This window comes from Mesorhizobium sp. C399B, from assembly GCF_030323185.1.
Lineage (GTDB): Bacteria > Pseudomonadota > Alphaproteobacteria > Rhizobiales > Rhizobiaceae > Mesorhizobium.
The window spans coordinates 475,213-500,269 of record NZ_CP100472.1 but is presented as its reverse complement, the minus strand read 5'-3'; the positions used below and the strand labels follow the sequence as shown (position 1 = coordinate 500,269).

At 63.4% G+C, this 25,057-nt stretch carries 21 protein-coding genes; 12 read left to right on the top strand and 9 right to left on the bottom strand.

All coding sequences use genetic code 11. From position 1 onward, the window contains the following. Positions 1-3 precede the first annotated feature (3 nt). Together topA and NLY36_RS02485 are read right to left on the bottom strand one after the other, a co-directional pair. Complete coding sequence (topA, locus tag NLY36_RS02490) at positions 4-2,667, bottom strand: type I DNA topoisomerase (RefSeq protein WP_023735323.1); 2,664 nt, start codon at positions 2,665-2,667, stop codon at positions 4-6. A gap of 316 nt (positions 2,668-2,983) precedes the next feature. Then, entirely contained in the window at positions 2,984-3,361 is a 378-nt protein-coding gene (locus tag NLY36_RS02485; protein ID WP_023725729.1) for a COG4315 family predicted lipoprotein, read from the bottom strand. Positions 3,362-3,578: 217 nt separating this feature from the next. Between NLY36_RS02485 and NLY36_RS02480 the strand changes: the two genes are divergently transcribed. The 4 genes from NLY36_RS02480 (at position 3,579) to NLY36_RS02465 (ending at position 8,693) form a co-directional block, all read left to right on the top strand. Next, entirely contained in the window at positions 3,579-4,328 is a 750-nt protein-coding gene (locus NLY36_RS02480) for a cytochrome c biogenesis CcdA family protein (RefSeq protein WP_023725730.1), read from the top strand. 122 nt (positions 4,329-4,450) lie between these two features. Beyond that, positions 4,451-5,824, top strand: coding sequence for a bifunctional UDP-N-acetylglucosamine diphosphorylase/glucosamine-1-phosphate N-acetyltransferase GlmU (gene glmU / locus NLY36_RS02475; protein ID WP_023735325.1), 1,374 nt, complete (start codon positions 4,451-4,453; stop codon positions 5,822-5,824). Positions 5,825-6,018: 194 nt separating this feature from the next. Continuing rightward, positions 6,019-7,842, top strand: coding sequence for a glutamine--fructose-6-phosphate transaminase (isomerizing) (gene glmS / locus NLY36_RS02470; RefSeq protein WP_023735326.1), 1,824 nt, complete (start codon positions 6,019-6,021; stop codon positions 7,840-7,842). A 92-nt stretch (positions 7,843-7,934) separates the two neighbouring features. Next, entirely contained in the window at positions 7,935-8,693 is a 759-nt protein-coding gene (locus NLY36_RS02465; RefSeq protein ID WP_027050381.1) for a DUF502 domain-containing protein, read from the top strand. Here NLY36_RS02465 and recG read toward each other — a convergent pair. After that, complete coding sequence (gene recG / locus NLY36_RS02460) at positions 8,645-10,753, bottom strand: ATP-dependent DNA helicase RecG (protein WP_286461663.1); 2,109 nt, start codon at positions 10,751-10,753, stop codon at positions 8,645-8,647. The genes NLY36_RS02465 and recG overlap by 49 nt on opposite strands. Before the next feature lie 314 nt (positions 10,754-11,067). Here recG and NLY36_RS02455 point away from each other — a divergent pair, with 314 nt between their 5' ends. Further along, positions 11,068-11,355, top strand: coding sequence for an FAD assembly factor SdhE (locus tag NLY36_RS02455; protein WP_023735327.1), 288 nt, complete (start codon positions 11,068-11,070; stop codon positions 11,353-11,355). Positions 11,356-11,365: 10 nt separating this feature from the next. Beyond that, complete coding sequence (gene mfd / locus NLY36_RS02450; RefSeq protein ID WP_023735328.1) at positions 11,366-14,857, top strand: transcription-repair coupling factor; 3,492 nt, start codon at positions 11,366-11,368, stop codon at positions 14,855-14,857. Here mfd and NLY36_RS02445 read toward each other — a convergent pair. After that, positions 14,854-15,462: a hypothetical protein gene (locus tag NLY36_RS02445; RefSeq protein WP_198020825.1), complete on the bottom strand. Its 609-nt coding sequence runs from the start codon at positions 15,460-15,462 to the stop codon at positions 14,854-14,856. The genes mfd and NLY36_RS02445 overlap by 4 nt on opposite strands. A 271-nt stretch (positions 15,463-15,733) precedes the next feature. Here NLY36_RS02445 and NLY36_RS02440 point away from each other — a divergent pair, with 271 nt between their 5' ends. After that, the gene (locus NLY36_RS02440; RefSeq protein ID WP_023735330.1) at positions 15,734-17,107 is read left to right on the top strand and encodes a class II 3-deoxy-7-phosphoheptulonate synthase; all 1,374 of its coding nucleotides are present in this window, start codon (positions 15,734-15,736) and stop codon (positions 17,105-17,107) included. 58 nt (positions 17,108-17,165) lie between these two features. On the opposite strand, the gene NLY36_RS02435 is transcribed toward NLY36_RS02440, so the two are convergent. From NLY36_RS02435 to NLY36_RS02425, 3 genes are all read right to left on the bottom strand, one after another. Then, positions 17,166-17,936, bottom strand: coding sequence for an RES family NAD+ phosphorylase (locus tag NLY36_RS02435; protein WP_023735331.1), 771 nt, complete (start codon positions 17,934-17,936; stop codon positions 17,166-17,168). Beyond that, on the bottom strand, positions 17,896-18,294 hold the full coding sequence (locus NLY36_RS02430) for an MbcA/ParS/Xre antitoxin family protein (protein WP_050590417.1): 399 nt from the start codon (positions 18,292-18,294) through the stop codon (positions 17,896-17,898). The genes NLY36_RS02435 and NLY36_RS02430 overlap by 41 nt, the downstream gene beginning before the upstream one ends. A 105-nt stretch (positions 18,295-18,399) precedes the next feature. Further along, positions 18,400-19,470 (bottom strand): GGDEF domain-containing protein, encoded by a 1,071-nt coding sequence (locus NLY36_RS02425; RefSeq protein WP_023681555.1) that lies wholly within the window; start codon positions 19,468-19,470, stop codon positions 18,400-18,402. 338 nt (positions 19,471-19,808) lie between these two features. On the opposite strand from NLY36_RS02425, the gene NLY36_RS02420 reads away from it, so the two are divergent. The 3 genes from NLY36_RS02420 (at position 19,809) to NLY36_RS02410 (ending at position 21,294) form a co-directional block, all read left to right on the top strand. Then, complete coding sequence (locus NLY36_RS02420; protein WP_023725736.1) at positions 19,809-20,228, top strand: GFA family protein; 420 nt, start codon at positions 19,809-19,811, stop codon at positions 20,226-20,228. Positions 20,229-20,303: 75 nt separating this feature from the next. Next, entirely contained in the window at positions 20,304-20,663 is a 360-nt protein-coding gene (locus NLY36_RS02415; protein ID WP_023667554.1) for a diacylglycerol kinase, read from the top strand. Positions 20,664-20,706: 43 nt separating this feature from the next. Next, positions 20,707-21,294 (top strand): hemerythrin domain-containing protein, encoded by a 588-nt coding sequence (locus NLY36_RS02410; RefSeq protein WP_023735333.1) that lies wholly within the window; start codon positions 20,707-20,709, stop codon positions 21,292-21,294. Positions 21,295-21,297: 3 nt separating this feature from the next. On the opposite strand, the gene NLY36_RS02405 is transcribed toward NLY36_RS02410, so the two are convergent. Together NLY36_RS02405 and NLY36_RS02400 are read right to left on the bottom strand one after the other, a co-directional pair. Continuing rightward, positions 21,298-21,906 (bottom strand): DedA family protein, encoded by a 609-nt coding sequence (locus NLY36_RS02405; protein ID WP_023734443.1) that lies wholly within the window; start codon positions 21,904-21,906, stop codon positions 21,298-21,300. Next, positions 21,903-22,466, bottom strand: a complete 564-nt coding sequence (locus NLY36_RS02400) for a DUF1003 domain-containing protein (protein ID WP_023735334.1) — start codon at positions 22,464-22,466, stop codon at positions 21,903-21,905. The genes NLY36_RS02405 and NLY36_RS02400 overlap by 4 nt, the downstream gene beginning before the upstream one ends. 91 nt (positions 22,467-22,557) lie before the next feature. Between NLY36_RS02400 and NLY36_RS02395 the strand changes: the two genes are divergently transcribed. Further along, positions 22,558-23,274 (top strand): DNA-3-methyladenine glycosylase I, encoded by a 717-nt coding sequence (locus NLY36_RS02395; RefSeq protein WP_023734442.1) that lies wholly within the window; start codon positions 22,558-22,560, stop codon positions 23,272-23,274. Between the two features lie 62 nt (positions 23,275-23,336). Further along, positions 23,337-25,052 (top strand): NAD+ synthase, encoded by a 1,716-nt coding sequence (locus NLY36_RS02390; protein WP_023735335.1) that lies wholly within the window; start codon positions 23,337-23,339, stop codon positions 25,050-25,052. Positions 25,053-25,057: the final 5 nt, after the last annotated feature.

Genomic DNA, 25,057 nt, shown 5'->3' with positions numbered 1-25,057 from the left:
CTGCTATCCCTTTTTCTTCGCCGCCGGCTTCTTGGTCGCCGACTTCTTGGCTGTGGTTTTCTTGCCAGTGGTTGTTTTGGCAGTGGTTTTCTTGGCTGTGGGGGCCTTGGCGGCTGCCGCCTTGCGGAACGGCTTCTTGCCGCCGCCCTTGGCTTCCTTCTCGGCGATCAGCGCCAGCGCGTCCTCGACGGTCACCGACTGCGGATCCTTGCCCTTGGGCAGTGTCGCGTTGACCTTGCCGTAGTTGACATAGGGCCCATATTTGCCATCGCGCACGACGATCTTGCCCCCGCCATCGGGATGGTCGCCGAGTTCCTTCAGCGCCGCCGCAGTGCCGCCATTGCGGCCGCCCTTGCCCTTCAGCTGCTTCTCGGCGATCACGGTGACAGCGCGGTTGAGGCCGATCGAGAACACATCCTCTATGCTGTCGACATTGGCATAGATGCCATCATGCAAAACGAATGGACCATAGCGGCCAAGCCCGGCGGAGATCATCTTGCCGGATTCAGGGTGCTTGCCGATATCGCGCGGCAGCGACAGCAGCGCCAAGGCCTTTTCATGGTCGATCGAGTCGGGCGTCCAGCCCTTGGGCAGGCTGGAGCGCTTGGCTTCCTTGCCGTCGCCGCGCTGGATATAAGGACCGAAGCGGCCTGAGCGCAGCGTGATTTCCTCTGCCGTGTAGGGGTCCTTGCCGAGCACCTTGGTGCCGTCCTCGCCGCCGCCATTCTCGCCATTCGGGTTGGCGGCGTCGCCGAGCTGGCGGGTAAAGGAACATTCCGGATAGTTGGAGCAGCCGACGAAGGCGCCGAACTTGCCGAGTTTCAGCGACAGATTGCCGGAGCCGCATTTCGGGCAGATGCGGGGATTCGAGCCATCCTCCCGCGCGGGGAACACCAGCGGCGCCAGTTCCTCGTTCAGCGCATCGAGCACGTCGGTGACGCGCAGTTCCTTGATGTCGGCGACCGCGCCGGAAAAGTCTTTCCAGAAGTCGCGCAGCACGTCCTTCCAGGCGAGCTTGCCGTCGGAAATCTCGTCAAGCTTTTCCTCGAGTGAGGCCGTGAAGTCATATTCGACATAACGCTCGAAGAAGCTTTCGAGGAAAGCCGACAGCAGCCGGCCCTTGGCCTGCGGCACCAGCCGGCGCTTGTCGATGCTGACGTAGTCACGGTCTTCCAACGTCTTCAGGATCGCGGTGTAGGTCGACGGACGGCCGATGCCGAGCTCTTCCAGCTTCTTGATCAGCGACGCCTCGGAATAGCGCGGCGGCGGCTCGGTGGTGTGCTGGGTGGCATTGATCGCCTGACGGGCCAGCTGCTCGCCGGCACGGATCTCGGGCAGGCGACGGTTTTCCTCGTCTTCGGCGTCCTCGTCCTTCTGGTCGGTGTAGGCGGCGATGAAGCCGTCGAAGCGAACGACCGAACCGACGGCGCGAAGCTCCGCCGTGCGGGCGCCATTGACCGCCTCGATTTCGACCGTGGTGCGCTCGATCTCGGCCGACTGCATCTGGCTGGCGATGGCGCGCTTCCAGATCAGCTCGTAAAGCCGCAGCTGGTCGGAATCGAGATACTGCCTGACCGAAGCCGGCGTGCGCATGAAATCGGTCGGGCGGACCGCCTCGTGCGCTTCCTGGGCATTCTTGGCCTTGGCTGTGTACTGGCGCGGCTTTTCCGGGAGGTATCTTGGGCCGAATTCCTTGGCGATGGTGTCGCGGGCGGCGTCGATCGCCTCCGGCGCCATCTGCACGCCGTCGGTTCGCATATAGGTGATCAGGCCGGTGGTCTCGCCGCCGATCTCCATGCCTTCATAGAGGCGCTGCGCCACTTGCATGGTGCGCGTCGCCGAAAAGCCGAGGCCCGACGATGCCGCCTGCTGCAGCGTCGAAGTGGTGAAGGGCGGGCCAGGATTGCGCCGCGTCGGCTTGGCTTCCACCGACAGAGCCTTGAAGGTCGCGCCTTCGAGCATGCCCTTGATATCGTCGGCCTGCGCCTTGCTGGCGATGTCGAGCTTCTGCAGCTTCTTGCGCTCGAACGCGGTCAGCCGCGCCTCGAAGCTGTCGTTACGTGGCGTGCCGAGGAGGGCAGCGATCTGCCAGTATTCCTCGCGGACGAAACGTTCGATTTCGGATTCGCGGTCGCAGACCAGGCGCAGCGCCACCGACTGGACGCGGCCGGCCGAACGGGCGCCCGGCAATTTGCGCCACAGCACCGGCGACAGCGTGAAGCCGACGAGATAATCGAGTGCGCGGCGAGCCAGATAGGCATCGACCAATGGTGCATCGATCTGGCGCGGATTGGCCATCGCTTCCAGCACCGACGACTTGGTTATGGCATTGAAGACGACGCGGCTGACCGGCTTGTCCTTCAACACGCGCTTCTGCTTGAGCACCTCCAGCACGTGCCAGGAAATGGCTTCGCCCTCGCGATCCGGATCCGTGGCGAGGATCAGGCCATCGGCATCCTTGACCGCGTTGGCGATGTCGGTGAGACGCTTTCCGGAAGCGGTGTCGACCGCCCAGGACATGGCGAAATCCTCGTCGGGACGCACCGAACCATCCTTGGCCGGCAGATCGCGGACATGGCCGAACGAGGCCAGAACCTTGAAGTTCTTGCCGAGATACTTGTTGATTGTCTTTGCCTTGGCCGGCGATTCGACGACGACGACGTCCATGAGGTCTCATATCAGCTGTGGGGCGGCAGAAGAATTCCGCTGCGTGACGCATTCAATTGGTCGCTCACATGGCCGCGCTTTTGCGATCGGTCAAGGGCAAGCGGCCAAAATGCGGAGGCGTGTGCCGCAATACACTCTTAGAGTGTATGGAGAAGATCACAAAATTTTTGTCTGGGACGGTTCGTGTTTCGAGCCACCGGGAAAGGCGCCGCGACCAGTTCGTGCTGCGCGTAAATGCCGAACTGGTCGCCGGGTCGCTTGGAGCCGGCGGCCAGCCGAGTCCCGCCGATGGGGTGCGGGATAGAGGTTCGGACGATCAGTCGGCCTTGACGATGTGCCAGACTTCGCCGACGCCGTCGCCCGTGATGTCACCGGCCTTCTTGTCCTTGATGAAGGTGTAGACCGGCTTGCCGTCATAGGCCCACATCTTGGTGCCGTCGGTGCGGTCGACGATGGTCCATTCGTCGTCCGCCTTAGCGCCGTCCTCGGCCTTCAGCGGCGGCCAGTTGGTGGCGCATTTGTCGTAGCAGTTGGTCTTGCCCTTCTCGTCCTTGTCATAGGTATAGAGCGTCATGCCATTGGCATCGGTGTAGATCTTGGTGCCACCGACTTCGGCTTCCTTCCACGCTTCGGCGGCGAAGGATGCGGCGGTGCTGAGCAGAAGGGCGGCCAGGCCGACGGTGATCGTTTTCATGGAAATCTCCCTGGTGATCCGACGAAGCGCGCAGAAATCGCGGCTTCGCTCTGTGAACGCTCGGCGAGGGACATTTCTTCCCCGGCTTGGTCAACTTGGGATTGGCCGCCAACAATTCGTCCGCCGGACCGTATCTGTAGCCAAATGCCACACGATGGTGATTGGCGAACACGGGTTTGCACCGCTATATCGGCGCCAGGGAATCTGGAGTTCTGGAATGCCATTGGACGTCGGCTATGTCAGCGCGGTCGGAGCGGGGGCGATCTCGTTCCTGTCGCCTTGCGTGCTGCCGCTGGTGCCTCCCTATCTCTGCTACATGGCCGGCGTGTCGGTCGACGATTTTCGCGGTGACGATGCCGGCGTCACGGCCAAGGCCGGCGCCCGCGGCGCGCTCATCTATTCCTCGCTCGCCTTCGTACTCGGTTTCTCCACCGTGTTCGTGGCGCTTGGCGCCGGCGCCTCGACCATCGGCCACTGGCTGCGCGTCTGGCAGGAGCCGCTGGCGATGGCTGCCGGGGTGCTGATCATCCTGATGGGGCTGAATTTCCTCGGCATCCTGCGCATCCCGCTTTTGTCGCGCGAGGCGCGCTTCCAGTCGCAGGGCAAGCCCGCCAGCATGGTCGCCGCCTATGTCATGGGGCTGGCCTTCGCCTTTGGCTGGACGCCGTGCATCGGCCCGGTGCTGGGGCCGATCCTGACCTTGGCCGGCGGCCGCGAGACGGTGGGCGAGGGCGCTCTTCTGCTTGCCGCCTATTCGCTTGGCCTCGGCATTCCGTTCCTGATTGCTGCCCTGTTCTCCGGCGCCTTCATGCGCTTCCTCGGCAAATTCCGCGTCCATCTCGGCCGCGTCGAAAAGGCGATCGGCGCGCTGCTGGTCGTCGCCGGCGTGTTCTTCCTCACCGGCGGCGTGCAGACGGTGTCCTACTGGCTGCTGGAGACCTTTCCGCTGCTGGGCCGGCTGGGGTAGAGATCCGCTAATCGAGAGTGAACTGCCTCATCACCTCACCGGAATTTAACCCCATTGGTGCAGCATGGCGCCAGATGCTACCACTCTGCGATTCCTGATCCCATTCATACGGTTGTCCTTCCATGAGCCAGAGATCCTGCTTGTCCGTCATTCTCGCCGCCGGTGAAGGCACGCGCATGAAGAGCGCGATGCCGAAGGTGCTGCACCAGATCGCCGGACTGCCGATGGTCGCCCATGTGGTGAAAGCGGCCGAGGCCGCCGGCGCCCGCAGCCAGGCGCTGGTGATCGGCCATGGCGCCGATGATATGCGCAAGGCGGCGGCGAAATTCGCGCCCAAGGCCGAGACCTTCGTGCAGGAGAAGCGGCTCGGCACTGCGCATGCCGTGCTGGCTGCGCGCGATGCGATATCAAAGGGTTATGACGATATTCTCGTGATGTTCGGCGACACGCCGCTGATCGATGCTGAAGCCCTAGTGGCCGCGCGGCAAAAGCTTGCCGATGGCGCGGCCGTCGTAGTGATCGGTTTCCGTCCGCCCAGCCCGGCCGGCTATGGCCGGCTGATCGAAAAGGGCGGCAAGCTCACCGCCATCCGCGAGGAGAAGGACTGCTCCGCCGAGGAAAAGAAGATCGGCTTCTGCAATGCCGGCATGATGGCGGTGGCGGGCAAGCATGCGCTCGACCTGCTCGACCAGGTTGGCAACAAGAACGCCAAGGGCGAGTACTATCTCACCGACATCGTCGAGATCGCCAGTGCGAAAGGGCTCGATGTCGTCGCCACCGAAACGAGCTTCGAGAGCGCGCTCGGCATCAACAACAGGGCCGAGCTGGCGCAGGCGGAAGGCATCTGGCAACAGCGTCGTCGGGACGAGGCGATGCTGTCGGGCGTAACGCTGATTGCGCCGGACACCGTGTATTTCTCGCACGATACCGAAATCGGCGCCGACACCATCGTCGAGCCCAATGTCTGGTTCGGCCCGGGCGTGAAAATCGCCGGCGGCGCCAAGATCCACGCCTTCAGCCACATCGAAGGCGCGACCGTCGCTGCCAATTGCGACGTCGGTCCGTTCGCACGGCTCAGGCCAGGCGCCGATCTCCGCGAGAAAGCCAAGGTCGGCAATTTCTGCGAGGTCAAGCAGGCGGTCATCGAGGAGGGCGCCAAGGTCAATCATCTGACTTATATCGGCGATGCCCGTGTGGGCGCGGGGGCCAATATCGGCGCCGGCACCATTACCTGCAACTATGACGGCTACTCGAAGTTTTTCACCGACATCGGCGAGGGCGCCTTCATCGGTTCGAACTCGTCGCTGGTGGCGCCGGTTACGATCGGCAAGGGCGGCTACATCGCCTCGGGTAGCGTCATAACCGAAAGCGTGCCGGACGATGCGCTGGCCTTCGGCCGCGCCCGCCAGAAGACCATTCCCGGCAAGGGCAAGGAATTGCGCGAGCGCTTCGCGTCTGCCGCAGCGGCGAAGAAAAAGGCCGGCACCGGCCATTAACCGCCGAAGCAATTGAACAACCGAGGAATTGCGGTAACCGGATTGCAAGAGCGGTGTGTCATGGTGCATCGGGTTGAGAAGCGTTCCGTTACAGCAGACGAAACGCAAAGTGACTTTCGCGGCGGGCCGGCAATCCCTAGATAGCGCTGGTTTTCCATCGGGACTGGTTTTCCAGGTGAATCGGGGGCAGGCGCATGTGCGGTATCGTCGGAATTGTCGGCCAGAGCCAAGTCGCGCCGCTCATCGTCGATGCTTTGAAGCGGCTGGAATATCGCGGCTATGACTCGGCCGGTGTCGCCACGATCGAGCATGGCCGGCTTGGCCGCCGCCGCGCCGAAGGCAAGCTGATCAACCTCGAACGCCGGCTGAAGGACGAGCCGCTCGATGGCACGATCGGCATCGGCCACACGCGCTGGGCCACACATGGCGTGCCCAACGAGACCAACGCCCATCCGCATTTCTCCGACGGCGTCGCCATCGTTCACAACGGCATCATCGAGAATTTCGCCGAGTTGCGCGATGAGCTGATCCGCGACGGCTATTCCTTCTCGTCGCAGACCGATACCGAGGTCGTAGCGCATCTGGTGGCGCGGCAGCTTGCCAAAGGGCTGAAGCCGATCGAGGCGGCGCACCAGGCGCTGAAGCGGCTGGAAGGCGCCTTTGCTCTGGCCATCATGTTCACCGGCGACGAGGATCTCATCGTCGGCGCCCGCAATGGCCCGCCGCTGGCCGTCGGCCATGGCGATGGCGAGATGTTTCTGGGCTCCGACGCCATCGCGCTGGCGCCGTTCACCAATTCCATCACCTATCTCGAAGACGGCGACTGGGCGGTGGTGCGCCGCGATGGCGTCACCATCTTCGACATCGACGGCAAAGAGGTTGCCCGCAAGCGCCAGCAATCACTGTCGACCAGCTTCATGGTCGACAAGGGCAACCGCCGCCATTTCATGGAAAAGGAAATCCATGAACAGCCCGAAGTGATCTCGCATACGCTGGCGCACTATGTCGATTTCGTCTCTGGCGTGTCGAAGCCGCTGGAACTGCCGTTCGACTTCGCTAAGATCGGCCGGCTGGCGATCTCGGCCTGCGGCACCGCCTATCTCGCGGGGTTGATCAGCAAATACTGGTTCGAGCGCTATGCGCGGCTGCCGGTCGACATCGATGTCGCCTCGGAATTCCGCTATCGCGAAATGCCGTTATCGGCTGATGATGCTGCCTTCTTCATCTCGCAGTCCGGCGAAACCGCCGACACGCTGGCCTCGCTGCGCTATTGCCGCAAGGCGGGCATGAAGATCGGCGCCATCGTCAATGTGCGCGAATCGACCATGGCGCGCGAATCCGACGTGGTGCTGCCGACGCTGGCCGGGCCGGAAATCGGCGTCGCCTCGACCAAGGCTTTCACCTGCCAGCTTTCGGTTCTGGCGTCGCTTGCGGTGCGCGCCGCCGTGGCGCGCGGGACGATCTCGAAGGACGAGGAAAAGACGCTGGTGCGCGCGCTTTCGGAAGCGCCGCGCTATGCCAACCAGGTGCTCAAGCTCGAGGAGCAGATCGAGCGCATCGCGCGCGAAATCTCGCGCTACAAGGACGTGCTCTATCTCGGCCGCGACACCAATTTCCCGCTGGCCATGGAAGGCGCGCTGAAACTCAAGGAAATCTCTTACATCCATGCCGAGGGCTATGCCGCGGGCGAACTGAAACACGGGCCGATCGCGCTGATCGACGAGAACATGCCGGTCATCGTCATCGCGCCGCATGACCGCATCTTCGAAAAGACGGTGTCGAACATGCAGGAAGTGGCGGCGCGCGGCGGCAAGATCATCCTGATCACCGACGCCAAGGGCGCGGCGCAGGTCAGCGTCAAGACGATGGAGACGATCATCCTGCCAGACGTGCCGGAAATCATCTCGCCGATCATCTACGCGCTGCCGATCCAGATGCTGGCCTACTACGCCGCCGTCTTCATGGGCACCGACGTCGACCAGCCGCGCAATCTAGCGAAATCGGTGACCGTGGAGTAGTCGGCGCTCATCGGCGGTCTTAAAAACTTCGCGGTTCCAAAGCGCCGTTCGCTTCACTAGTGTGGCCCTGCAACCCGCGTCCCCGGTGAACCATGTCCGATGCTCCCAGAACTTCCGGCATGACCCGGCTGAGGAACTATTTCCTCACAGGCTTTATCGTCTGCGCGCCGCTGGCGATCACCGCCTATATCGCCTGGTCGTTCGTCGGCTGGGTCGATTCCTGGGTGAAGCCGTACATTCCGGCGCGCTACAGCCCCGACACCTATTTGCCGTTTCCGGTGCCCGGCTTCGGCCTGATCGTGGCGCTCGTGCTGATCACGCTGATCGGCTTCATGACCGCCAACATCGTCGGCCGCGCGATCGTCAATTTCGGCGAACGGCTGCTTGGCCGTATGCCGCTGGTGCGCGGCATCTACGGTTCGCTGAAGCAGATATTCCAGACGGTGCTGTCGAACAAGGGCGATATGTTCCGCCAGGTCGGGCTGGTCGAATATCCGCGAAAAGGCGTCTGGTCGCTGGTGTTCGTCGCCAGTGAAAAGGAAACCGAGATCAACCAGAAGCTCGACCATGCAGGCGACCCGATGATCGCCGTGTTCATGCCGTGCACGCCGAACCCTACCACCGGTTTCCTGATGTACGTGCCGAAATCCGACATCGTGCTGCTCGACATGACGATCGAGGACGGCGCCAGGCTGATCGTCTCGGCCGGGCTGGTGGCGCCCGAAGTCAAGCCGAAAATGGTGACTATGAACGGCCAGCCGATCGACGGAGATCTCGCCAACCCGCCGCTTGGCGCTTTGGCTCAGCCGGCACGCAAGAGCCGCACGGCCTCGTCGCGGCCGAACAAATAGAGCAGCAGCCGCAGCGCCTCGCCGCGCTCAGACTGTAGTTCCGGATCACGCGACAGGATCAGCCTTGCATCGTCGCGGGCTGCTTCGAGCAAGTCGGCGTGCACCTCGATGCGCGCCACCTGGAAGCCCGGCGTGCCGGACTGGCGGGTGCCGAGCAATTCGCCTTCGCCGCGCAGCTTCAGATCCTCTTCGGCGATCAGGAACCCGTCCTCGGTCTCGCGCATCACCGACAGCCGGCGCTTGGCCGTTTCGCCGAGCGGGTCCTTGTAGAGCAGCACGCAGGAAGAAGGCTTGTCGCCGCGGCCGACGCGGCCGCGCAACTGGTGCAGTTGCGCCAGGCCAAAACGTTCGGCATGCTCGATGACCATGATGGTGGCGTCCGGCACGTCGACGCCGACCTCGATGACGGTGGTGGCGATCAGGATGCGGGTTTCGCCGGCCTTGAACGCGCGCATCGCCTCGTCCTTTTCGGCGCCCTTCATGCGGCCGTGGACGAGGCCGATGCGATCGCCGAACAAGGGCTGCAGCGAGGCAAAACGGTCCTCGGCCGACATCAACTTGATCTCTTCGGATTCCTCGACCAGCGGGCAGATCCAGTAGATCTTCTGGCCGTCGGCAACCGCGTCCAGCATGCGACCGACCAGTTCGTCCAGCCGTTCCAGCGGCAGCGTGACGGTGCGGATCGGCTGGCGGCCGATCGGTTTTTCCGTCAGCTTGGAGACGTCCATGTCGCCGAAGGCGGTCAGCACCAGAGTGCGCGGGATCGGCGTCGCCGTCATCACCAGCATGTCGGGGGCGTCGCCCTTGGCGGTGATGGCAAGCCGCTGGTGGACGCCGAAGCGGTGTTGCTCGTCGACCACGGCAAAGACGAGGTCGTGATAGGTCACCGTTTCCTGGAACAGCGCATGGGTGCCGACGACGATGTCGATCTCGCCGCTGGCGAGACCTGATAGCGTTTCAGTGCGTTCGCGGCCCTTTTCGCGGCCGGTCAGGATAGCGACGCGTAGGCCGGCCTGTTCGGCCAGCGGCGTGATTGTCGCCAGATGCTGGCGCGCCAGGATTTCGGTCGGCGCCATCAAGGCCGCCTGGCCGCCGGCCTCCACGGCGCGCGCCATGGCGAGCAGCGCCACCACCGTCTTGCCGGAGCCGACATCGCCTTGCAGCAGGCGCAGCATGCGCTCGGGGTCGGCGAGATCGGCATTGATTTCGGCGAGCGCGAATTCCTGGCTGCCGGTCAATGAATAGGGCAGGGCCGCACGCAGTTTCTCGACGATGCGGCCGTCGCCGATGAGCGGCCGGCCCGACAGCCGGCGCACCTTTGCCCGCACCAGCGCCAGCGAGACCTGGCCGGCGAGAAGCTCGTCATAGGCAAGGCGGCGCCATGCCACCCCCTCGATGGCGACATCGATCGGGTCCGCGGGATAGTGGATGCGAGCGAGCGCGTCGGCGAAGGCGGGGAAAGTCTGCTTGCGCATGAAGGCGCCGTCCTGCCATTCCGGCAATTCCGGCAGCCGGCCGAGCGCCTGGCCGATGGCGCGGCGCAGCACCTTGCCCGACAGGCCGGCGGTCAGCGGATAGACCGGTTCGACCAGCGGCAGTGTTTCCGCCTCGCTCACCAGGGCGATATGGTCGGGATGGACCATGGTCGGGCGGCCGTTGAACCACTCCATGCGGCCGGAGACGACGACATGCTCGCCCACCGGCATCGCCTTTTCGAGATAGGCGGCATGGGCGTGGAAGAAGATCAGGCCGATCTCGCCGGTGTCGTCATGGGCATAGACGCGGTAAGGCACCGACCGGTTGCCCCGCGGCGGCGGCTGGTGGCGGTCGATGCGCACGTCGAGCGTGACGATGGCGCCGGCCGGCGCAAGCGCGATGCCGGGACGATTGCGGCGGTCTATGACGGTGTGCGGCAGAACGAACAACAGGTCGCCGGCGCGCGCCGGCCGTTCGCCGAGATCGGCCGCCACCACCTTCTCAATCAGAGCGCCAACCTTGGGGCCGACGCCGGCAAGCGAAGTGATCGGGACGAAGAGAGGGTCGAGGAGGGAGGGGCGCATGGCTTCACTCTCCCCCCTGTGGGGAGGGTCGATCCGCGAAGCGGAGCGGGATGGGGGTAGGTGCGCGGCTAACTTTCGAGGAAGTCGGTAGGTCAGCGCCGCACCCCCACCCCGTCTCACTCGCTTCGCTTTGCGAAGCGTGCTCGCCGACCCTCCCCACAAAGGGGAGGGTGAAGTGCGGGCGGTGTCCGGCACCAGCGTTGTCAGGAGTGTTCTTCACACCCGGGATGTTTAGCCGCCCACCCGTGCGTTGCAAGGCTGACACCGCCCTCTATCCACGCTATATGCGCCGCACCAAGCAAGGATGCGGCACGATGACCGGGACGAAACGATCGAGCGAGGGGCTGGATATCAGGCGCCGCAAGCTGTTGTTCCGCTCCTGGCATCGCGGGATGCGCGAGATGGACCTTATCCTCGGTACGTTTGCCGACAACGAGATCGGCGCCTTGACCGGCGATGAAATCGACCAATATGAAAGGCTCCTCGACATCCCCGACACCGAATTCCTGCCCATGGTCACCGGCGAACGCCCGGTTCCCGGGAATATCGACTGTGCCGTCCTGCAAAAGATCCTGGCATCGCGCCGGACCATGACATTTTAAACGTGCAACCATGAGCCTCATTCCCAGAATCGGTCTGCCGAAAGGCCGCGCCGGCCAGTTCATCGTCGATGGCGTTGCCGATGGCTACGAAGCTTTTGCTCTGGTGCAGGCGATCCATGAGATTGCGCCTGACAAACCGGTGCTGTTCGTGGCGCGCGACGGCCAGCGCCTGCCGTCGATCATCGAGGCGCTGACCTTTGCCGCCCCCGGCCTGCCGGTGTTGGAGTTGCCGGCCTGGGATTGCCTGCCCTATGACCGCGTTTCTCCCGGCTCCGATGCCGCCGCCAAGCGGCTCGACGCGCTGACGGCGATGATCGCGCTGGCGAAAAAGCCGCATCGCGCCGTCATCCTGACCACTGCCAATGCGCTGCTGCAGCGCATTCCGCCGGCCGATCTGGTCGAAGCGCAGACTTTCCACGCAAAGCCCGGCAACCAGATCGACATGAACGCGCTGGTGTCCCGGCTGGAGATTTCCGGCTTCGAGCGGGTGCCGACGGTGCGCGGTATCGGCGAATTCGCCGTGCGCGGCGGCATCCTCGACCTCTACGCACCCGGCTGGACGGAAGCACTGCGGCTCGATTTCTTCGGCGACACGCTGGAATCGATCCGCGTCTTCGACGCCGCCACGCAGCGCACCACCGGCCAGCGCAAGTCGATGGCGCTGCAGGCGATGAGTGAAGTGGCGCTGACCCCCGAAACCATCAGCCGCTTCCGCCGCTCCTATATCGAAGGCTTTGGCGCGCCGCAGCGCGACGACGGCCTTTATGCGGCGGTGAGCGAAGGGCGGCGCTTTGCCGGCATGGAGCACTGGCTGCCGCTGTTCTACGAGCGGCTCGAGACAGTGTTTGATTATCTGCCGGATGCGCCTGTCATCTTCGACCATCTGGCGCACGAAGCGCTGGCTGAGCGTCACACGCTGATCCTCGACCACTACGAAGCGCGCCGCAAACAGGCCGACGCCGCGTTGAAGGACGCCGTGCCCTACAAGCCGGTGGCGCCGGACCTGCTCTATCTCTCACCGGAAAACCTCGTAGCGTCGCTCGGACCGCGCGAAGCCATCGACTTCACCGCCTTCGACGCGCCCGATGTCGGGGCCAAGAAGGTCTTCCATGGCGGCTCGCGCCATGGCCGCAGCTTTGCCGAGGAACGGGCTGACCCAAACATCAACGTCTTCGATGTCGTCGTAAAACACATCGCTGACGAGCGCGCGGCGCGCCGCCGGGTCATCGTCGCCGGCTGGACCGAAGGCTCGCTCGACCGGTTGGGCCAGATCCTGGCCGAGCACCATCTCGGCAATCTCGTGCCGGTGGCGACGCTGGCCGAGGCGGAAAAGCTCGAGCCGGGGCAGGCGGCACTCGCCGTGCTGCCGCTGGAATCCGGCTTCGAGACCGAACAGCTGGTTGTCGTCGCCGAGCAGGACATTCTGGGCGACCGGCTGATCCGCCGCTCGAAGCGCAAGAAGCGCGCGTCGGATTTCATCGCCGAGGCCTCGTCGCTGTCGGCCGGCGACATCGTCGTCCACGCCGATCACGGCATTGGCCGCTTCATCGGCCTGCGCACCATCGAGGCGGTCGGCGCGCCGCATGACTGCCTGGAAATCCACTATGCCGGCGACGACCGGCTGTTCCTGCCGGTGGAAAACATCGAGCTTCTGTCGCGCTACGGCTCTGACACAGCCGAGGCGACGCTGGACAAGCTCGGCGGCGGCGCCTGGCAGTCGCGCAAGGCGCGGCTGAAGAAGCGCCTGCTCGACATGGCCGGACAGTTGATCCGCATTGCCGCCGAGCGCCAGATGCGTACCGCGCCGCCCATGGTGCCGGCGGAAGGGCTTTACGGCGAATTCTCGGCGCGCTTTCCCTATGAGGAGACCGACGACCAGCAGGGCGCGATCGATGCCGTCGTGGACGATCTCGGCGCCGGCAAGCCGATGGACCGGCTGATCTGCGGCGATGTCGGCTTCGGCAAGACCGAAGTGGCGTTGCGCGCCGCCTTCATCGCGGCGATGGAAGGGTTCCAGGTCGCGGTCGTGGTGCCGACGACGCTGTTGTCGCGCCAGCATTTCAAGACTTTTTCGCAGCGCTTCTCCGGCCTGCCGATCCGCGTCGGCCAGGCCTCGCGGCTGGTCGGCGCCAAGGAACTGGCGGAAACCAAGAAAGCCATCGCCGAGGGGCAGGTCGACATCGTCATCGGCACCCATGCACTGCTCGGGTCGGCGATCTCGTTCAAGAATCTCGGCCTGCTGATCATCGACGAGGAGCAGCATTTTGGAGTCAAGCACAAGGAACGGCTGAAGGACCTCAAGACCGACGTCCACGTGCTGACGCTGTCGGCGACGCCGATCCCGCGCACGCTGCAGCTTGCCTTGACCGGCGTGCGCGAACTGTCGCTGATCGCCACGCCGCCGGTCGACCGCATGGCGGTGCGCACCTTCATCTCGCCTTTCGACCCGCTGGTCATCCGCGAGACGCTGCTGCGCGAACGCTACCGCGGCGGCCATTCCTTCTATGTCGTTCCGCGCATCAGCGATCTCGCCGAAATCCATGATTTCCTGCGCGAATCCGTCCCCGAGCTGAAGGTGGCGGTGGCCCATGGCCAGATGCCGCCGGGCGAACTCGACGACATCATGAACGCCTTCTATGACGGCCAGTACGACGTGCTGTTGTCGACCACCATCGTCGAATCCGGGCTCGACATTCCGACCGCCAACACGCTGATCATCCATCGCGCCGATATGTTCGGCCTGTCGCAGCTCTACCAGCTGCGCGGCCGCGTCGGCCGTTCCAAGGTGCGGGCATATGCGTTGTTCACGCTGCCGGCCAACCGCAAGCTCACCGACACGGCCGAGCGCCGGCTGAAGGTGCTGCAGTCGCTGGACACGCTTGGCGCTGGGTTCCAGCTCGCCAGCCACGACCTCGACATCAGGGGCGCCGGCAATCTACTCGGCGAAGAACAATCCGGACACATCAAGGAGGTCGGCTTCGAGCTTTACCAGCAGATGCTGGAAGAGGCGGTGGCCGAGGTGAAGGACTCCGGCGAGGTCCAGGACGGCGGCTGGTCGCCGCAGATCGCTGTCGGCACGGCTGTCATGATCCCGGAAAGCTACGTGCCGGACCTTCAGCTCAGGCTGGCGCTCTACCGCCGCCTTGGCGATCTCGAAAACACCGAGGAGATCGATGCTTTCGGCGCCGAGCTGATCGACCGCTTCGGCCCGCTACCGGAGGAAGTGAAGCATCTGCTCAAGATCGTCTTCATCAAGGCACTCTGCCGCAGGGCCAATGTCGAAAAGCTCGATGCCGGCCCCAAGGGCGTCGTCATCCATTTCCGCAAGCGCGAGTTTTCCAACCCGGTCGGGCTGGTCAAGTACATCGGCGAACAGGGCTCGCTGGCCAAGATCAGGGCCGACCACAGCGTGGTCTTCATCCGCGACTGGCCGACAGCCGAGAAGCGTCTGGCGGGCTCGGCTGTCGTCATGACCCAGCTGGCGCGGCTGGTGGCCGCCTAGACTTTCGGATGGAAATTCGACTGCAACTGCAGGTCGGATGCCGAGAACGTGCCGGCGCCGACGATGACGTGCCCGGCAGGCACGGTGAAGCCGCGCGCGGCGCCGGCGCCTTTCAGCAATCCGGCCCGGCGGTCGGGGTCGGGCTCACGAAAACTGCCGCCCGGTTCCAGCCGGCAACTGTCGACTGTGATTGCACCGAGAAGCTGGCTGCCTGAACCCAGCACCGTTTCGCCGAAGACCGCCGCGCCGTTGAGATAGCGGCCTCGATCGCCGATCACGATCGAGGCTCCCGGCCTGTTGGCCTTTGCAGTAAAACCGCCTTCGCCAAACTGGTTGCGTGAGCCGACGCGGATTGCGCCGGCGGATGCTTCGAACAGTGTGTTGGCGTGGAAAATGTTGGCGTCGCCGATCTCCAGCGCGCCACCGTCGGTGCAGAACAGGTAGACGCCGGGGAAGAAGACGTTGCCTCGCCCGATGACGGCGCCTGCGGAAATCAGCGTGGAGTAGGGGTCGTAGATCACGTTGCCGCGCTCGGACAGGCCAACCACCTCTTCGATCGCAAACAGGCCTTTCTCGCGGCGCACGCGGTCAAGGTAGGCGGACACGGACATAGGGACTCCATGGAGAATTGTTGCGCAGCGGACGATGACCGGCGCGACTAGATCGGTGAGGATCGATTCTGGCACCAAGCGATATTGCACAGCCGTCGCGAAGATAAGAAGCCAAAGTGGGTCGCGGCATGGAGCTCCCCATCATTCGCCAGCGCTTGAATTCCGGTCTAGAATAGAAAATCGGCTTCGTGTATGGAGCCGCCATCCCCATATGGGGCGGGAATGGCGGGCAAAAGCCTGCTGGAAAGAGCGTTTGGGTGCAGCGATGACGAAATGGTCGCCGAATTCTTGGAGAGCAAAGCCGATCAAGCAGGTTCCTGCCTATCCGGACCTCGCCGCGCTGAAGAACACGGAAGCCCAGCTCGCCACCTTTCCGCCGCTGGTTTTTGCCGGTGAGGCGCGCAAGCTGAAGAAGCAGCTTGCGGCTGTCGCTGCCGGCGACGCATTCCTTCTGCAGGGCGGCGATTGCGCCGAGAGTTTCGCCGAACATGGCGCCGACAACATCCGCGACTTCTTCCGCGTCTTCCTGCAGATGTCGGTGGTGCTGACCTTTGCCGGCGCGCAGCCGGTGGTGAAGGTCGGCCGTGTCGCCGGCCAGTTCGCCAAGCCGCGCTCGTCCGACAATGAGACCAAGGGCGAGGTGACGCTGCCGAGCTATCGCGGCGACATCATCAACGGCATCGAGTTCGACCCGAAGTCGCGTATTCCCGACCCGGCCCGCCAGGAGATGGCTTACCGCCAGTCGGCGGCGACGCTCAACCTGTTGCGCGCCTTCGCCCAGGGCGGCTATGCCAGCCTGGAGAACGTGCATAGCTGGATGCTGGGTTTCGTCTCCGACAGCCCGCAAGGCGAGAAGTATGGCATGCTCGCCAACCGCATCACCGAGACGATGGACTTCATGAAGGCCGTCGGCATCACCTCGGAGACCAACTACGCGCTGCGCGAGACCGACTTTTACACCAGTCACGAGGCGCTGCTGCTCGGCTATGAAGAGGCGCTGACCCGCGTCGATTCGACCTCCGGCGACTGGTACGCAACGTCGGGCCACATGATCTGGATCGGCGACCGCACCCGACAGCCCGACCATGCGCATGTCGAATATTGCCGCGGCATCAAGAACCCGCTCGGCCTCAAATGCGGCCCGTCGCTGACGACTGACGGCCTGCTGGAGCTCATCGATCTGCTCAATCCGGAGAACGAGCCGGGCCGGCTGACGCTGATCGCCCGCTTCGGCTCCGACAAGGTCGCCGACCATCTGCCGAAGCTGGTGCGCGCGGTGCAGAAGGAAGGTCGCAGCGTCGTGTGGTCGTCCGACCCGATGCACGGCAATACGATCGAGGCTGCCGGCTACAAGACGCGGCCGTTCGACCGCATCCTCAAGGAAGTGCAGACCTTCTTCGAGGTGCATCGCGCCGAAGGCACGCACCCCGGCGGCATCCATGTCGAGATGACCGGCAAGAACGTCACCGAATGCACCGGCGGCGCCCGCGCCATCACCGCCGAGGAGCTGCAGGACCGCTATCACACCCATTGCGACCCGCGCCTCAACGCCGACCAGGCGATCGAGCTGGCGTTCCTGGTGTCGGATCTCTTGAAGAAGAGCCATCCGGTGCAGCACAAGCAGGTGGCTAACGGCTGAACCCGTTTTCAGAATTGAAATGATAAGCGCCAGAGAAATCCGGCGCTTTTTCGTTTGATCAACGCCCGCGTTCCCAGCGCAATCCGTTGAGCCGGGGATCGTTGGCAAAGGCGGTTCTGGAAAACTCGATGCGCCTTTCCGGAAATTCGCAGATCGCCTGGACGCCGAGGGAGCCCAGCCGGATGCGCCATGTGTGCGGCTCCAGCGGCTTGGCCTTGGTAAAGCCGCGGCATGTCAGCAGCGCCACATTGACGCCCTTCGGGTCGCGCGCCGAACGGTAACGGATCGCCTCCAGCCCAGCCTCACGCGCGACATCGGCAATCGCCTGGCTGGCGGCATAGTCGGTCGGATGCGTCCAATGGGCCCGGTCGCGGTCGAGCGGCGGCCGCGTCAGGTCGACGGCCTTGTCGGTACGGATCGCGGCGGCGAAGGCGGTGTATTCGGCGGCGTCGTGCGGCCATGGCGTGTCGGGCGAATCGGCGAAGAACAACAAGCGGTAGAAGGCCATTTCGGCGACCGCCGTCATGATCGTCTCCGCGGCATAGTAGACACCCAGGGTGCGGCCAGCGCGGCGGAAGCGCGAGCCGTAGGGATAGATCGAGCCGTAGCGGAAGGGCGTCGCCAGGAGATAGTGGAGATGCCGGCATTCCATGGGGATTTGCGGCTTGGTCTCCTCGATCAGATCCTCGAGCAGCGCCTGTTCGTCCAGCGTGTCGACGATCTTCAGCGTCGAGACGCGGTGCTGCGCCTCGACCATGCGCCAGTATTTGCCGTCGAGCCGGACGGCTTCAGACGAGAGCGCGTCGGGAGTCCAGATAGGCAATGACATCGACAAGCCCGGTAATAGTGAGGATCTTTTCAAGCGGGCTGCCATCGAAAGCCGTGTTGGCGTTCTTCAGCCATGCCCGGGCTATCGTCTCGTCACCGCCGACAATGGCATCGAGCGAACGGAACAGCCGCACGAACAGCACCGCGAGTTCGAACGGCTTGGTGCCGCGCTCCAGCAGGAATTCCTGCCTGCGCATGCGTGAAACCGTGGCTTCCGAGACGCCGATGATCGACGCAAGCACCCTGGCGGTTATATCCAAGAGTTCGGCGGCGCGCAGCGTGGCCTTGGTCAGAACCGCGTTTTCGGCCGCCTTCGCGGTCAGATCAGGGGCGGCAGCATTGGGTAGTGTAACAGACATGGCCTCTCTCTTTCCATGGAAAATATAGTCCACGGAAATTCATATGGAAAGAGGCGGGATCCGATAAATTTGCCTGTGCCCGGGAATTGGCTGCACGCCGAAGCGTCAGTCTTTCTTGTAGAGCAGCCAGTTCTTGCCGGTGCGGCCGGCCATTGTCGAGTGCCGGGTGACGCGGTTGCGCCCGCCAACCTTGGAGCGGTAGAGCGCCCGGTCCGCCTTGGTGTAAAGATCCTCCGGGCTTTCCGCTTCGGAAGCCATGCAGATGCCCATGGAAACGGTCACCGTGCCGTAATTGGCGCCGGTCTGGCTGCTGGTGAACGGCGTCTGTTCGATCAGCACGCGGATGCGTTCGGCGATCTCGTAAGTGGTATCCTCGCTGGCGCCCTCGACGATCAGCGCGAATTCCTCGCCGCCGGTGCGGGCAACGAACATGTCTTCACGGATGCTGGTCTGGAAGATTTCAGCGACGATCTGGATGATCTTGTCGCCGACCGGGTGGCCGTAGCGATCGTTGACACCCTTGAAATGGTCGATGTCGGCAAGGATCAGGGCGTTGAACAGGATCCCCTTGTTGGAGGTGTAAATCGCCGTGATTTGCTTGTCGAAGGCGCGGCGGTTCCAGATATGCGTCAAGGGGTCGGTGTCGGCGAGCCGCTTGTACTCCTCAAGCTTCGACTTGACGCTCTCCAGTTCCGCCGTCTTGTCGCTCAGCGTGGTTGCAACCTGCTTGCCGTGGTCGAGGGTCGAGTTGGTGGCCGCCGCCATGGCGCTGGCGACCTTCTGCAGCAGATCCTGCGAAAGCAGGCTGCGGTTGGCGAGGCCACTCGATGTCTCATCGAGGATCTTGCCGTATTTCTCGATATGGCTACGTTCGCTGCGCAGCAGCAAGGCGATGTCCTCGAGTTCCCTGGCCAGCACGTCGCGCGCCTGCTCGACAATGCCGGGACCGTGATGCTGGGCAAAGAAAGCGCGGCCGATGCGGTCGAGATCGTCCTGCGTCGGCTGGTTGCCCAGCGCGACGACGGCCAGGCCGAGTTCGCGATTGGTGCCTTTCAGTGCTTCGTAGAAGATTTCGTAATTGCGCGGCAGGCCAAGCACGCCGAGCTGACGCATGGTCGCCACAACGGCTGTTGCAATGTCGCTGTTTCGGTCGGTCTGGACGGCTGCCGGCTGCATGTTCTGTTCACTCTGCCTCTGGGAACCATCGCAGACCGTGCGAGATGCCGCCGACCGGAGAGTGCCAGCCGTATTTCGGATCATCCTGCGAAAGACACGTCCCCAATCGCGACATTCGCTTGGCAACGACCATAGATGCGCCGGCGCTAAAGTTTCCTTAATGTGCCGCCAGGTAACGCGTCCGTTCTACCGCAGGCTGCAGAAATGGTTTGCAAAGATCCTGAGGTCAGGTCCGAACACGCCCACCCCATGTCGCATTTGCCGGTGCCCGGCTGCGGCAAAACTGAAATCCTCTCGGCCAGCGGCGAAGCCGTGGACGATGGCTGGTGGAGGCAGGGATGAGCAACAACCACAGCGGATCTTGCCTGTGTGGAGCCGTGCGTTTCCAGACGCGAGGGCCGTTGCGCGGCGTCATTTATTGCCACTGTTCGCAGTGCCGCAAGCAGAGCGGGCATTTTTACGCCGCGACCAACGTCGCCGACGGCGACATCACGATAACCGGCGCCGACAACATCAGCTGGTACGAATCGTCTTCCTTTGCCAAGCGCGGCTTTTGCAAGATCTGCGGCTCGGTGCTGTTCTGGAAGCCGGGTCAGAATGCGTATGTCTCAGTTCTGGCCGGATCGTTCGACAACCCGACCGGGCTCGAAGGCCAATGCCACATCTTTGTCGGCGACAAGGGCGATTACTATACGATCGACGATGGACTGCCGCAGTTCGAGAAGTCGACGCCGACGATCAAGGTTGCGGAGGAGTGATTTTGCGGCGGCTGCCTTATTCCCTTGATCCAGCCATTGCGATATCCCCTGCCGGTGATTCGAAGGGGATGCGGCATGCAGCGGCTGATCGGTGCTTACTTCAATTCTGTGCGAGCCTTTCGCAAGCTCGCCGCCAGCGAAAGGGCATTTCAGCAGGAACTGATGCTGCTGGTGCTGGCGCTGCCGCTCGGCTGGTTCGTCTCGGTCTCGTGGCGCGGCTACGCGCTGTTGATCGGCGCGGTGCTGCTGCTCATCATGGTCGAAGTGCTGAACACCGGCATCGAGGCAGCCTGCGATGCCTTCAGTCGCGAGTTCAACGTCGACATCCAGCTCGCCAAGGACTGCGGCTCGCTGGCGGTGCTGATTTCGGTTGTTATCGTCGCCGGCGTCTGGGGAATCGCCCTCATCGAGCGCATCACGGGACTACCGATCTGATCTGAACGCTCCCATATGTTAGTCACCAAAGGAGACTGACGTCGTGGAAGCCAATTTTCTGCTGCTTGAAAGAGCCGGCCTGCCGGAAGACCTGCGCTGGCTGGCGGAAAAATATCCGCGCGAGACATGGCAGGGCCACGCCAACATCCACGGCATGGCAAACATGTGGCTGCAGCGGCACGACATGTTCCGAGAGCTGGGCGGCATGCTCACCAACGGCATTGGCGACTATCGCGAAGGCAGGCTGACGGCGCCGGATTTCGCGCGCTGGTTCGCGCCGCGGCTGAACCACTTTCTCGGCAATCTCGACGGCCACCACAATGTCGAGGACTACCAATATTTCCCGGCTTTCGCCAAGGCGGAGCCGCGCCTGAAGCGCGGCTTCGAAATCCTCGATGCCGACCATCACACCATTCATGAGGGGTTGGAGCGCAACGCCGAGACGGCGAACGCCTTCATCCGCACGCTCGAGGAGAGCGAGGACAGGCAACGCTTCGCCGCCGACGCCTATGCGGACGAGAACAGCCGGCTGATCGCCATGCTGAAGCGGCATCTGGCCGACGAGGAAGATCTCATCATCCCGCTGATCCTCGATCGCGGCGACCGGACTCTGGTCGAGGACGACGACTGAACCTTACGATATGGTTTCGCTGTCGCGGGCGTCCTTGGCGCGCTCCTTGCCGGCGACGGTGCGGGCGATGAGCCAGGCAAGGATGGCGACACCCAGACCTATGGCAAGCGCGATCAGCAGCCGTTCGTGATGGAGCAGTGCCTTGCCTATCATCTGCTCGGCGCCGAGGCCGAAGACGTAGCCGATGCCGCAGAACAAAGCCGCCCAGACCAGCGACGACACCGCGTTGAGGATAACGAAGCGCGCTACCGAAATGCTGGCGAAACCGGCCGCGATGCCGCCGACCAGGCGCAGGCCATAGATGTAGCGGTTGGACAGGACGAATATGTTGGGATGGGACGAGACGAGACGGTAGGCGTGGTTGAAGCCGGGCCTCGCCTTCAGTTTCAGCACCCTGGGATGGTCGGCAAAGCTGCGGCCGAGGACGAAGAAAAACGTGTCGCCGACGAAGGCGCCAATGGCGGCCGCGAGGAAAGCCTTCCAGAGGATGAAGACATGCTGATGGGCGAAGAAGCCGCCGAGGATGGCCGCACTTTCGCCTTCGGCGACACAGCCCAGGAAAACCGCGATCAACCCATATTGCTCGATGAGGTGATGGACGATCCCGGTCATTGAGAGGTTTGCCGGCCCGACAGTTTTTCGTCTATGCGGTTCACCTGTTCGGCCAGGCGCGCGATGTCCTCGCGCATGCCGATGATCTGGCTGTGGCGCAGTTCGTCCAGCTTTTCATGCAGAGCCATGATCTCGATCTCGGCCTTGAGGTTGACCTCATAGTCATGCGCGGCGTCGATGCGGTCGCGCGCGGCCTGTCGGTTCTGCGACATCATGATCACCGGCGCCTGCAGGGCGGCGATCATCGACAGCACCAGGTTGAGGAAGATGAAGGGGTAGGGGTCGAACGAGTCTCGCCCGAGCAGCCACCAATTGGCGCCGATCCACAGCACCAGGAAAGCAATGAAGGACAGGATGAACGTCCACGAGCCGCCGATGCGGGCAATGGCATCGGCGATCCGGTCGCCGGCGCCCTGAAGGCCGGTGAGGCTGTCGTTGATATCCTGCGAGATGGGCTTGCGGTCGACAGTGCTCTGCAACACCCGCCGCTCGAGCTCGCTGAGGCCCTCCGGCGTTCGCTTCAGCCAGCGGTTGGCCAGTTCTGGCACGGTTTTGTGCATGGATGTCTCCATAGGAAAAGCGTCGGCTTGGCAGCCTCGTTTGCATATAGGAAGATGGCGTTTCGTCAAAAGCGCGGCGCGAGGATGCAGGATGCCCGATTTCGCGAAGATTCGCGCCCGTGCTGCAAAACGCAAAGGCGGCGACGCGGTGCTGACCTCGCTGCTCGGGCCGGCGCCTGACAATGCTGCCGTTGCCGACATTACGGACGATCGCATCCTGTCGACGATGGCCGAGCGGGTGTTTGCCGCCGGCTTCGTCTGGCGCGTCATCGAACAGAAATGGCCGGGCTTCGAGGAAGCCTTTCTCCATTTCGACCCGAAACGGCTGTTGTTTCAACCTGATGACTTCTGGCACGACCTGACGGCTGATCAACGCATTGTGCGCAACCCGCAGAAGATCAAATCCGTCCGCGACAACGCCGCCTTCGTTGAGCGTGTGTCGAAGGAACATGGCGGTTTCGGCAAATTCCTCGCGGAGTGGCCTGACGACGACCAGGTCGGGCTGATGGCGTATCTCGGCAAGCATGGCAGCCGGCTTGGCGGCAACACCGGCCAGTATTTCCTGCGCTGGCTGCAATGGGACGCCTTCGTCATCTCGGCCGATATGGTCGCGGCTTTGCGTGACGCCGGCCTCGACATCGCGGAAAGTCCGACGTCGAAGAGGGATCTCGACAGGATTCAGGCGCAGATCAACAAATGGGCGCAGGAAACCGGCCTGCCGCGCCGGCACATTTCGCGCATTCTGGCGATGTCGATGGGAGAGAACCATTCGCCGCAATCGCTGCGCGAATATATGGGCGACGACTGATCACCGAATTGGTCCAAACGAACGCCATTGCTCGGGCAAATTTGCCGCGCTAAACCGCACAGATGACCCAGAAGACCGCACCCGATATTCTGCGCATCGCCGTTGCCCAGCTCAACCCGACGGTCGGCGATGTCGCCGGCAATCTTGCCAAGGCGCGCGAGGCGAGGGCGGATGCCGCCCGCCAGGGCGCCGACATCGTGCTCTACACCGAGCTTTTCCTTGCCGGTTATCCGCCGGAGGATCTGGTGCTGAAGCCGGCCTTCCTCAAGGTTTGCGAGAAGGCCGCTCAGGATTTCGCCGCGGATACCTCCGATGGCGGGCCGGGCGTCATCATCGGCACGCCGCTGAAGCGCAAGAGCGGCACCCACAATTCGATCATCGTCGCCGATGGCGGCAAGATCCTCGCCGAGCGCTACAAGCTCGATTTGCCAAACTATGGCGAGTTCGACGAGAAGCGCGTCTTCCAGGCCGGGCCCGAGGCTCAGGGACCCGTCAACTTCCGTGGTGTGCGCATCGGAATTCCGATCTGCGAGGACATCTGGGGCGACGTTGGCATCTGTGAAACCCTGGCCGAGAGCGGCGCGGAAATCCTGCTAGTGCCGAACGGCTCGCCCTACTACCGCGCCAAGATGGACGTGCGCCATCAGGTCGTTATCCGCCAGGTCATCGAGACCGGTTTGCCGATGATCTATGCCAATCAGATTGGCGGCCAGGATGAGCTGATCTTCGACGGCGCCTCTTTTGCCATTGGCGCCGACAAGACGCTCGCCTTCCAGATGAGCCAGTTCGAGGAAACTGTCGACGTCACCACCTGGAAGCGCAACCGCGTCGCCGCAGGCGCGCAAAACGCAGAAGAGTTCGACGGCTGGGTCTGCTCGGAAGGGCCGATGTCGAAAATCCCCGAGCGCGAAGAGGCGGACTACCGCGCCTGCATGCTCGGCCTGCGCGACTACGTCAACAAGAACGGCTTCAAGAACGTGGTGCTGGGTCTCTCCGGCGGCATCGATTCGGCGATCTGCGCGGCCCTTGCCGTCGACGCACTTGGCGAGGAGCGGCTGCGGGCGGTGATGATGCCCTACCGCTATACCTCGGAGGATTCGCTGAAGGATGCCGAGGATTGCGCCCGTGCGCTTGGCTGCCGCTATGACATCGTGCCGATCTTCGAACCGGTCGAGGGTTTTCTGCATACGCTGACGCAGCTTTTCGAGGGCACCAAGGAAGGCATTACCGAGGAAAATTTGCAGAGCCGCGCGCGCGGCACGATCCTGATGGCGATTTCCAACAAGTTCGGCTCGATGGTCGTCACCACGGGCAACAAGAGCGAGATGTCGGTGGGCTACGCCACGCTTTATGGCGACATGAATGGCGGCTTCAACCCGATAAAAGACCTCTACAAGATGCAGGTCTATGCGCTGTCGCGCTGGCGCAACAGCCATGTGCCGCCGGGCGCGCTCGGTCCCTCAGGCGAGGTGATCCCCAGGAATATCATCGACAAGGCGCCGTCGGCGGAATTGCGCGAGAACCAGACCGACCAGGATTCGCTGCCGCCCTATCCGGTGCTGGACGACATTCTGGAATGCCTGGTCGAGAACGAAATGGGCGTCGACGACATCGTCGCGCGCGGCCACGACCGGGCGACGGTGACGCGCGTCGAACATTTGCTCTACATTGCCGAGTACAAACGCCGGCAAGCGGCGCCGGGTGTGAAGATCACCCGGAAGAATTTTGGCCGCGACCGCCGCTATCCCATCACCAACCGTTTCAGGGATCGCGGCTGAACTTC

Bases quoted from the DNA above. Each gene is read 5' to 3' on its own strand.
- topA (WP_023735323.1), bottom strand. From the start codon at position 2,667: ATGGACGTCGTCGTCGTCGAATCGCCGGCCAAGGCAAAGACAATCAAC.
- NLY36_RS02485 (WP_023725729.1), bottom strand. From the start codon at position 3,361: ATGAAAACGATCACCGTCGGCCTGGCCGCCCTTCTGCTCAGCACCGCC.
- NLY36_RS02480 (WP_023725730.1), top strand. From the start codon at position 3,579: ATGCCATTGGACGTCGGCTATGTCAGCGCGGTCGGAGCGGGGGCGATC.
- glmU (WP_023735325.1), top strand. From the start codon at position 4,451: ATGAGCCAGAGATCCTGCTTGTCCGTCATTCTCGCCGCCGGTGAAGGC.
- glmS (WP_023735326.1), top strand. From the start codon at position 6,019: ATGTGCGGTATCGTCGGAATTGTCGGCCAGAGCCAAGTCGCGCCGCTC.
- NLY36_RS02465 (WP_027050381.1), top strand. From the start codon at position 7,935: ATGTCCGATGCTCCCAGAACTTCCGGCATGACCCGGCTGAGGAACTAT.
- recG (WP_286461663.1), bottom strand. From the start codon at position 10,753: ATGCGCCCCTCCCTCCTCGACCCTCTCTTCGTCCCGATCACTTCGCTT.
- NLY36_RS02455 (WP_023735327.1), top strand. From the start codon at position 11,068: ATGACCGGGACGAAACGATCGAGCGAGGGGCTGGATATCAGGCGCCGC.
- mfd (WP_023735328.1), top strand. From the start codon at position 11,366: ATGAGCCTCATTCCCAGAATCGGTCTGCCGAAAGGCCGCGCCGGCCAG.
- NLY36_RS02440 (WP_023735330.1), top strand. From the start codon at position 15,734: ATGACGAAATGGTCGCCGAATTCTTGGAGAGCAAAGCCGATCAAGCAG.
- NLY36_RS02435 (WP_023735331.1), bottom strand. From the start codon at position 17,936: ATGTCATTGCCTATCTGGACTCCCGACGCGCTCTCGTCTGAAGCCGTC.
- NLY36_RS02430 (WP_050590417.1), bottom strand. From the start codon at position 18,294: ATGTCTGTTACACTACCCAATGCTGCCGCCCCTGATCTGACCGCGAAG.
- NLY36_RS02425 (WP_023681555.1), bottom strand. From the start codon at position 19,470: ATGCAGCCGGCAGCCGTCCAGACCGACCGAAACAGCGACATTGCAACA.
- NLY36_RS02420 (WP_023725736.1), top strand. From the start codon at position 19,809: ATGAGCAACAACCACAGCGGATCTTGCCTGTGTGGAGCCGTGCGTTTC.
- NLY36_RS02415 (WP_023667554.1), top strand. From the start codon at position 20,304: ATGCAGCGGCTGATCGGTGCTTACTTCAATTCTGTGCGAGCCTTTCGC.
- NLY36_RS02405 (WP_023734443.1), bottom strand. From the start codon at position 21,906: ATGACCGGGATCGTCCATCACCTCATCGAGCAATATGGGTTGATCGCG.
- NLY36_RS02400 (WP_023735334.1), bottom strand. From the start codon at position 22,466: ATGCACAAAACCGTGCCAGAACTGGCCAACCGCTGGCTGAAGCGAACG.
- NLY36_RS02395 (WP_023734442.1), top strand. From the start codon at position 22,558: ATGCCCGATTTCGCGAAGATTCGCGCCCGTGCTGCAAAACGCAAAGGC.
- NLY36_RS02390 (WP_023735335.1), top strand. From the start codon at position 23,337: ATGACCCAGAAGACCGCACCCGATATTCTGCGCATCGCCGTTGCCCAG.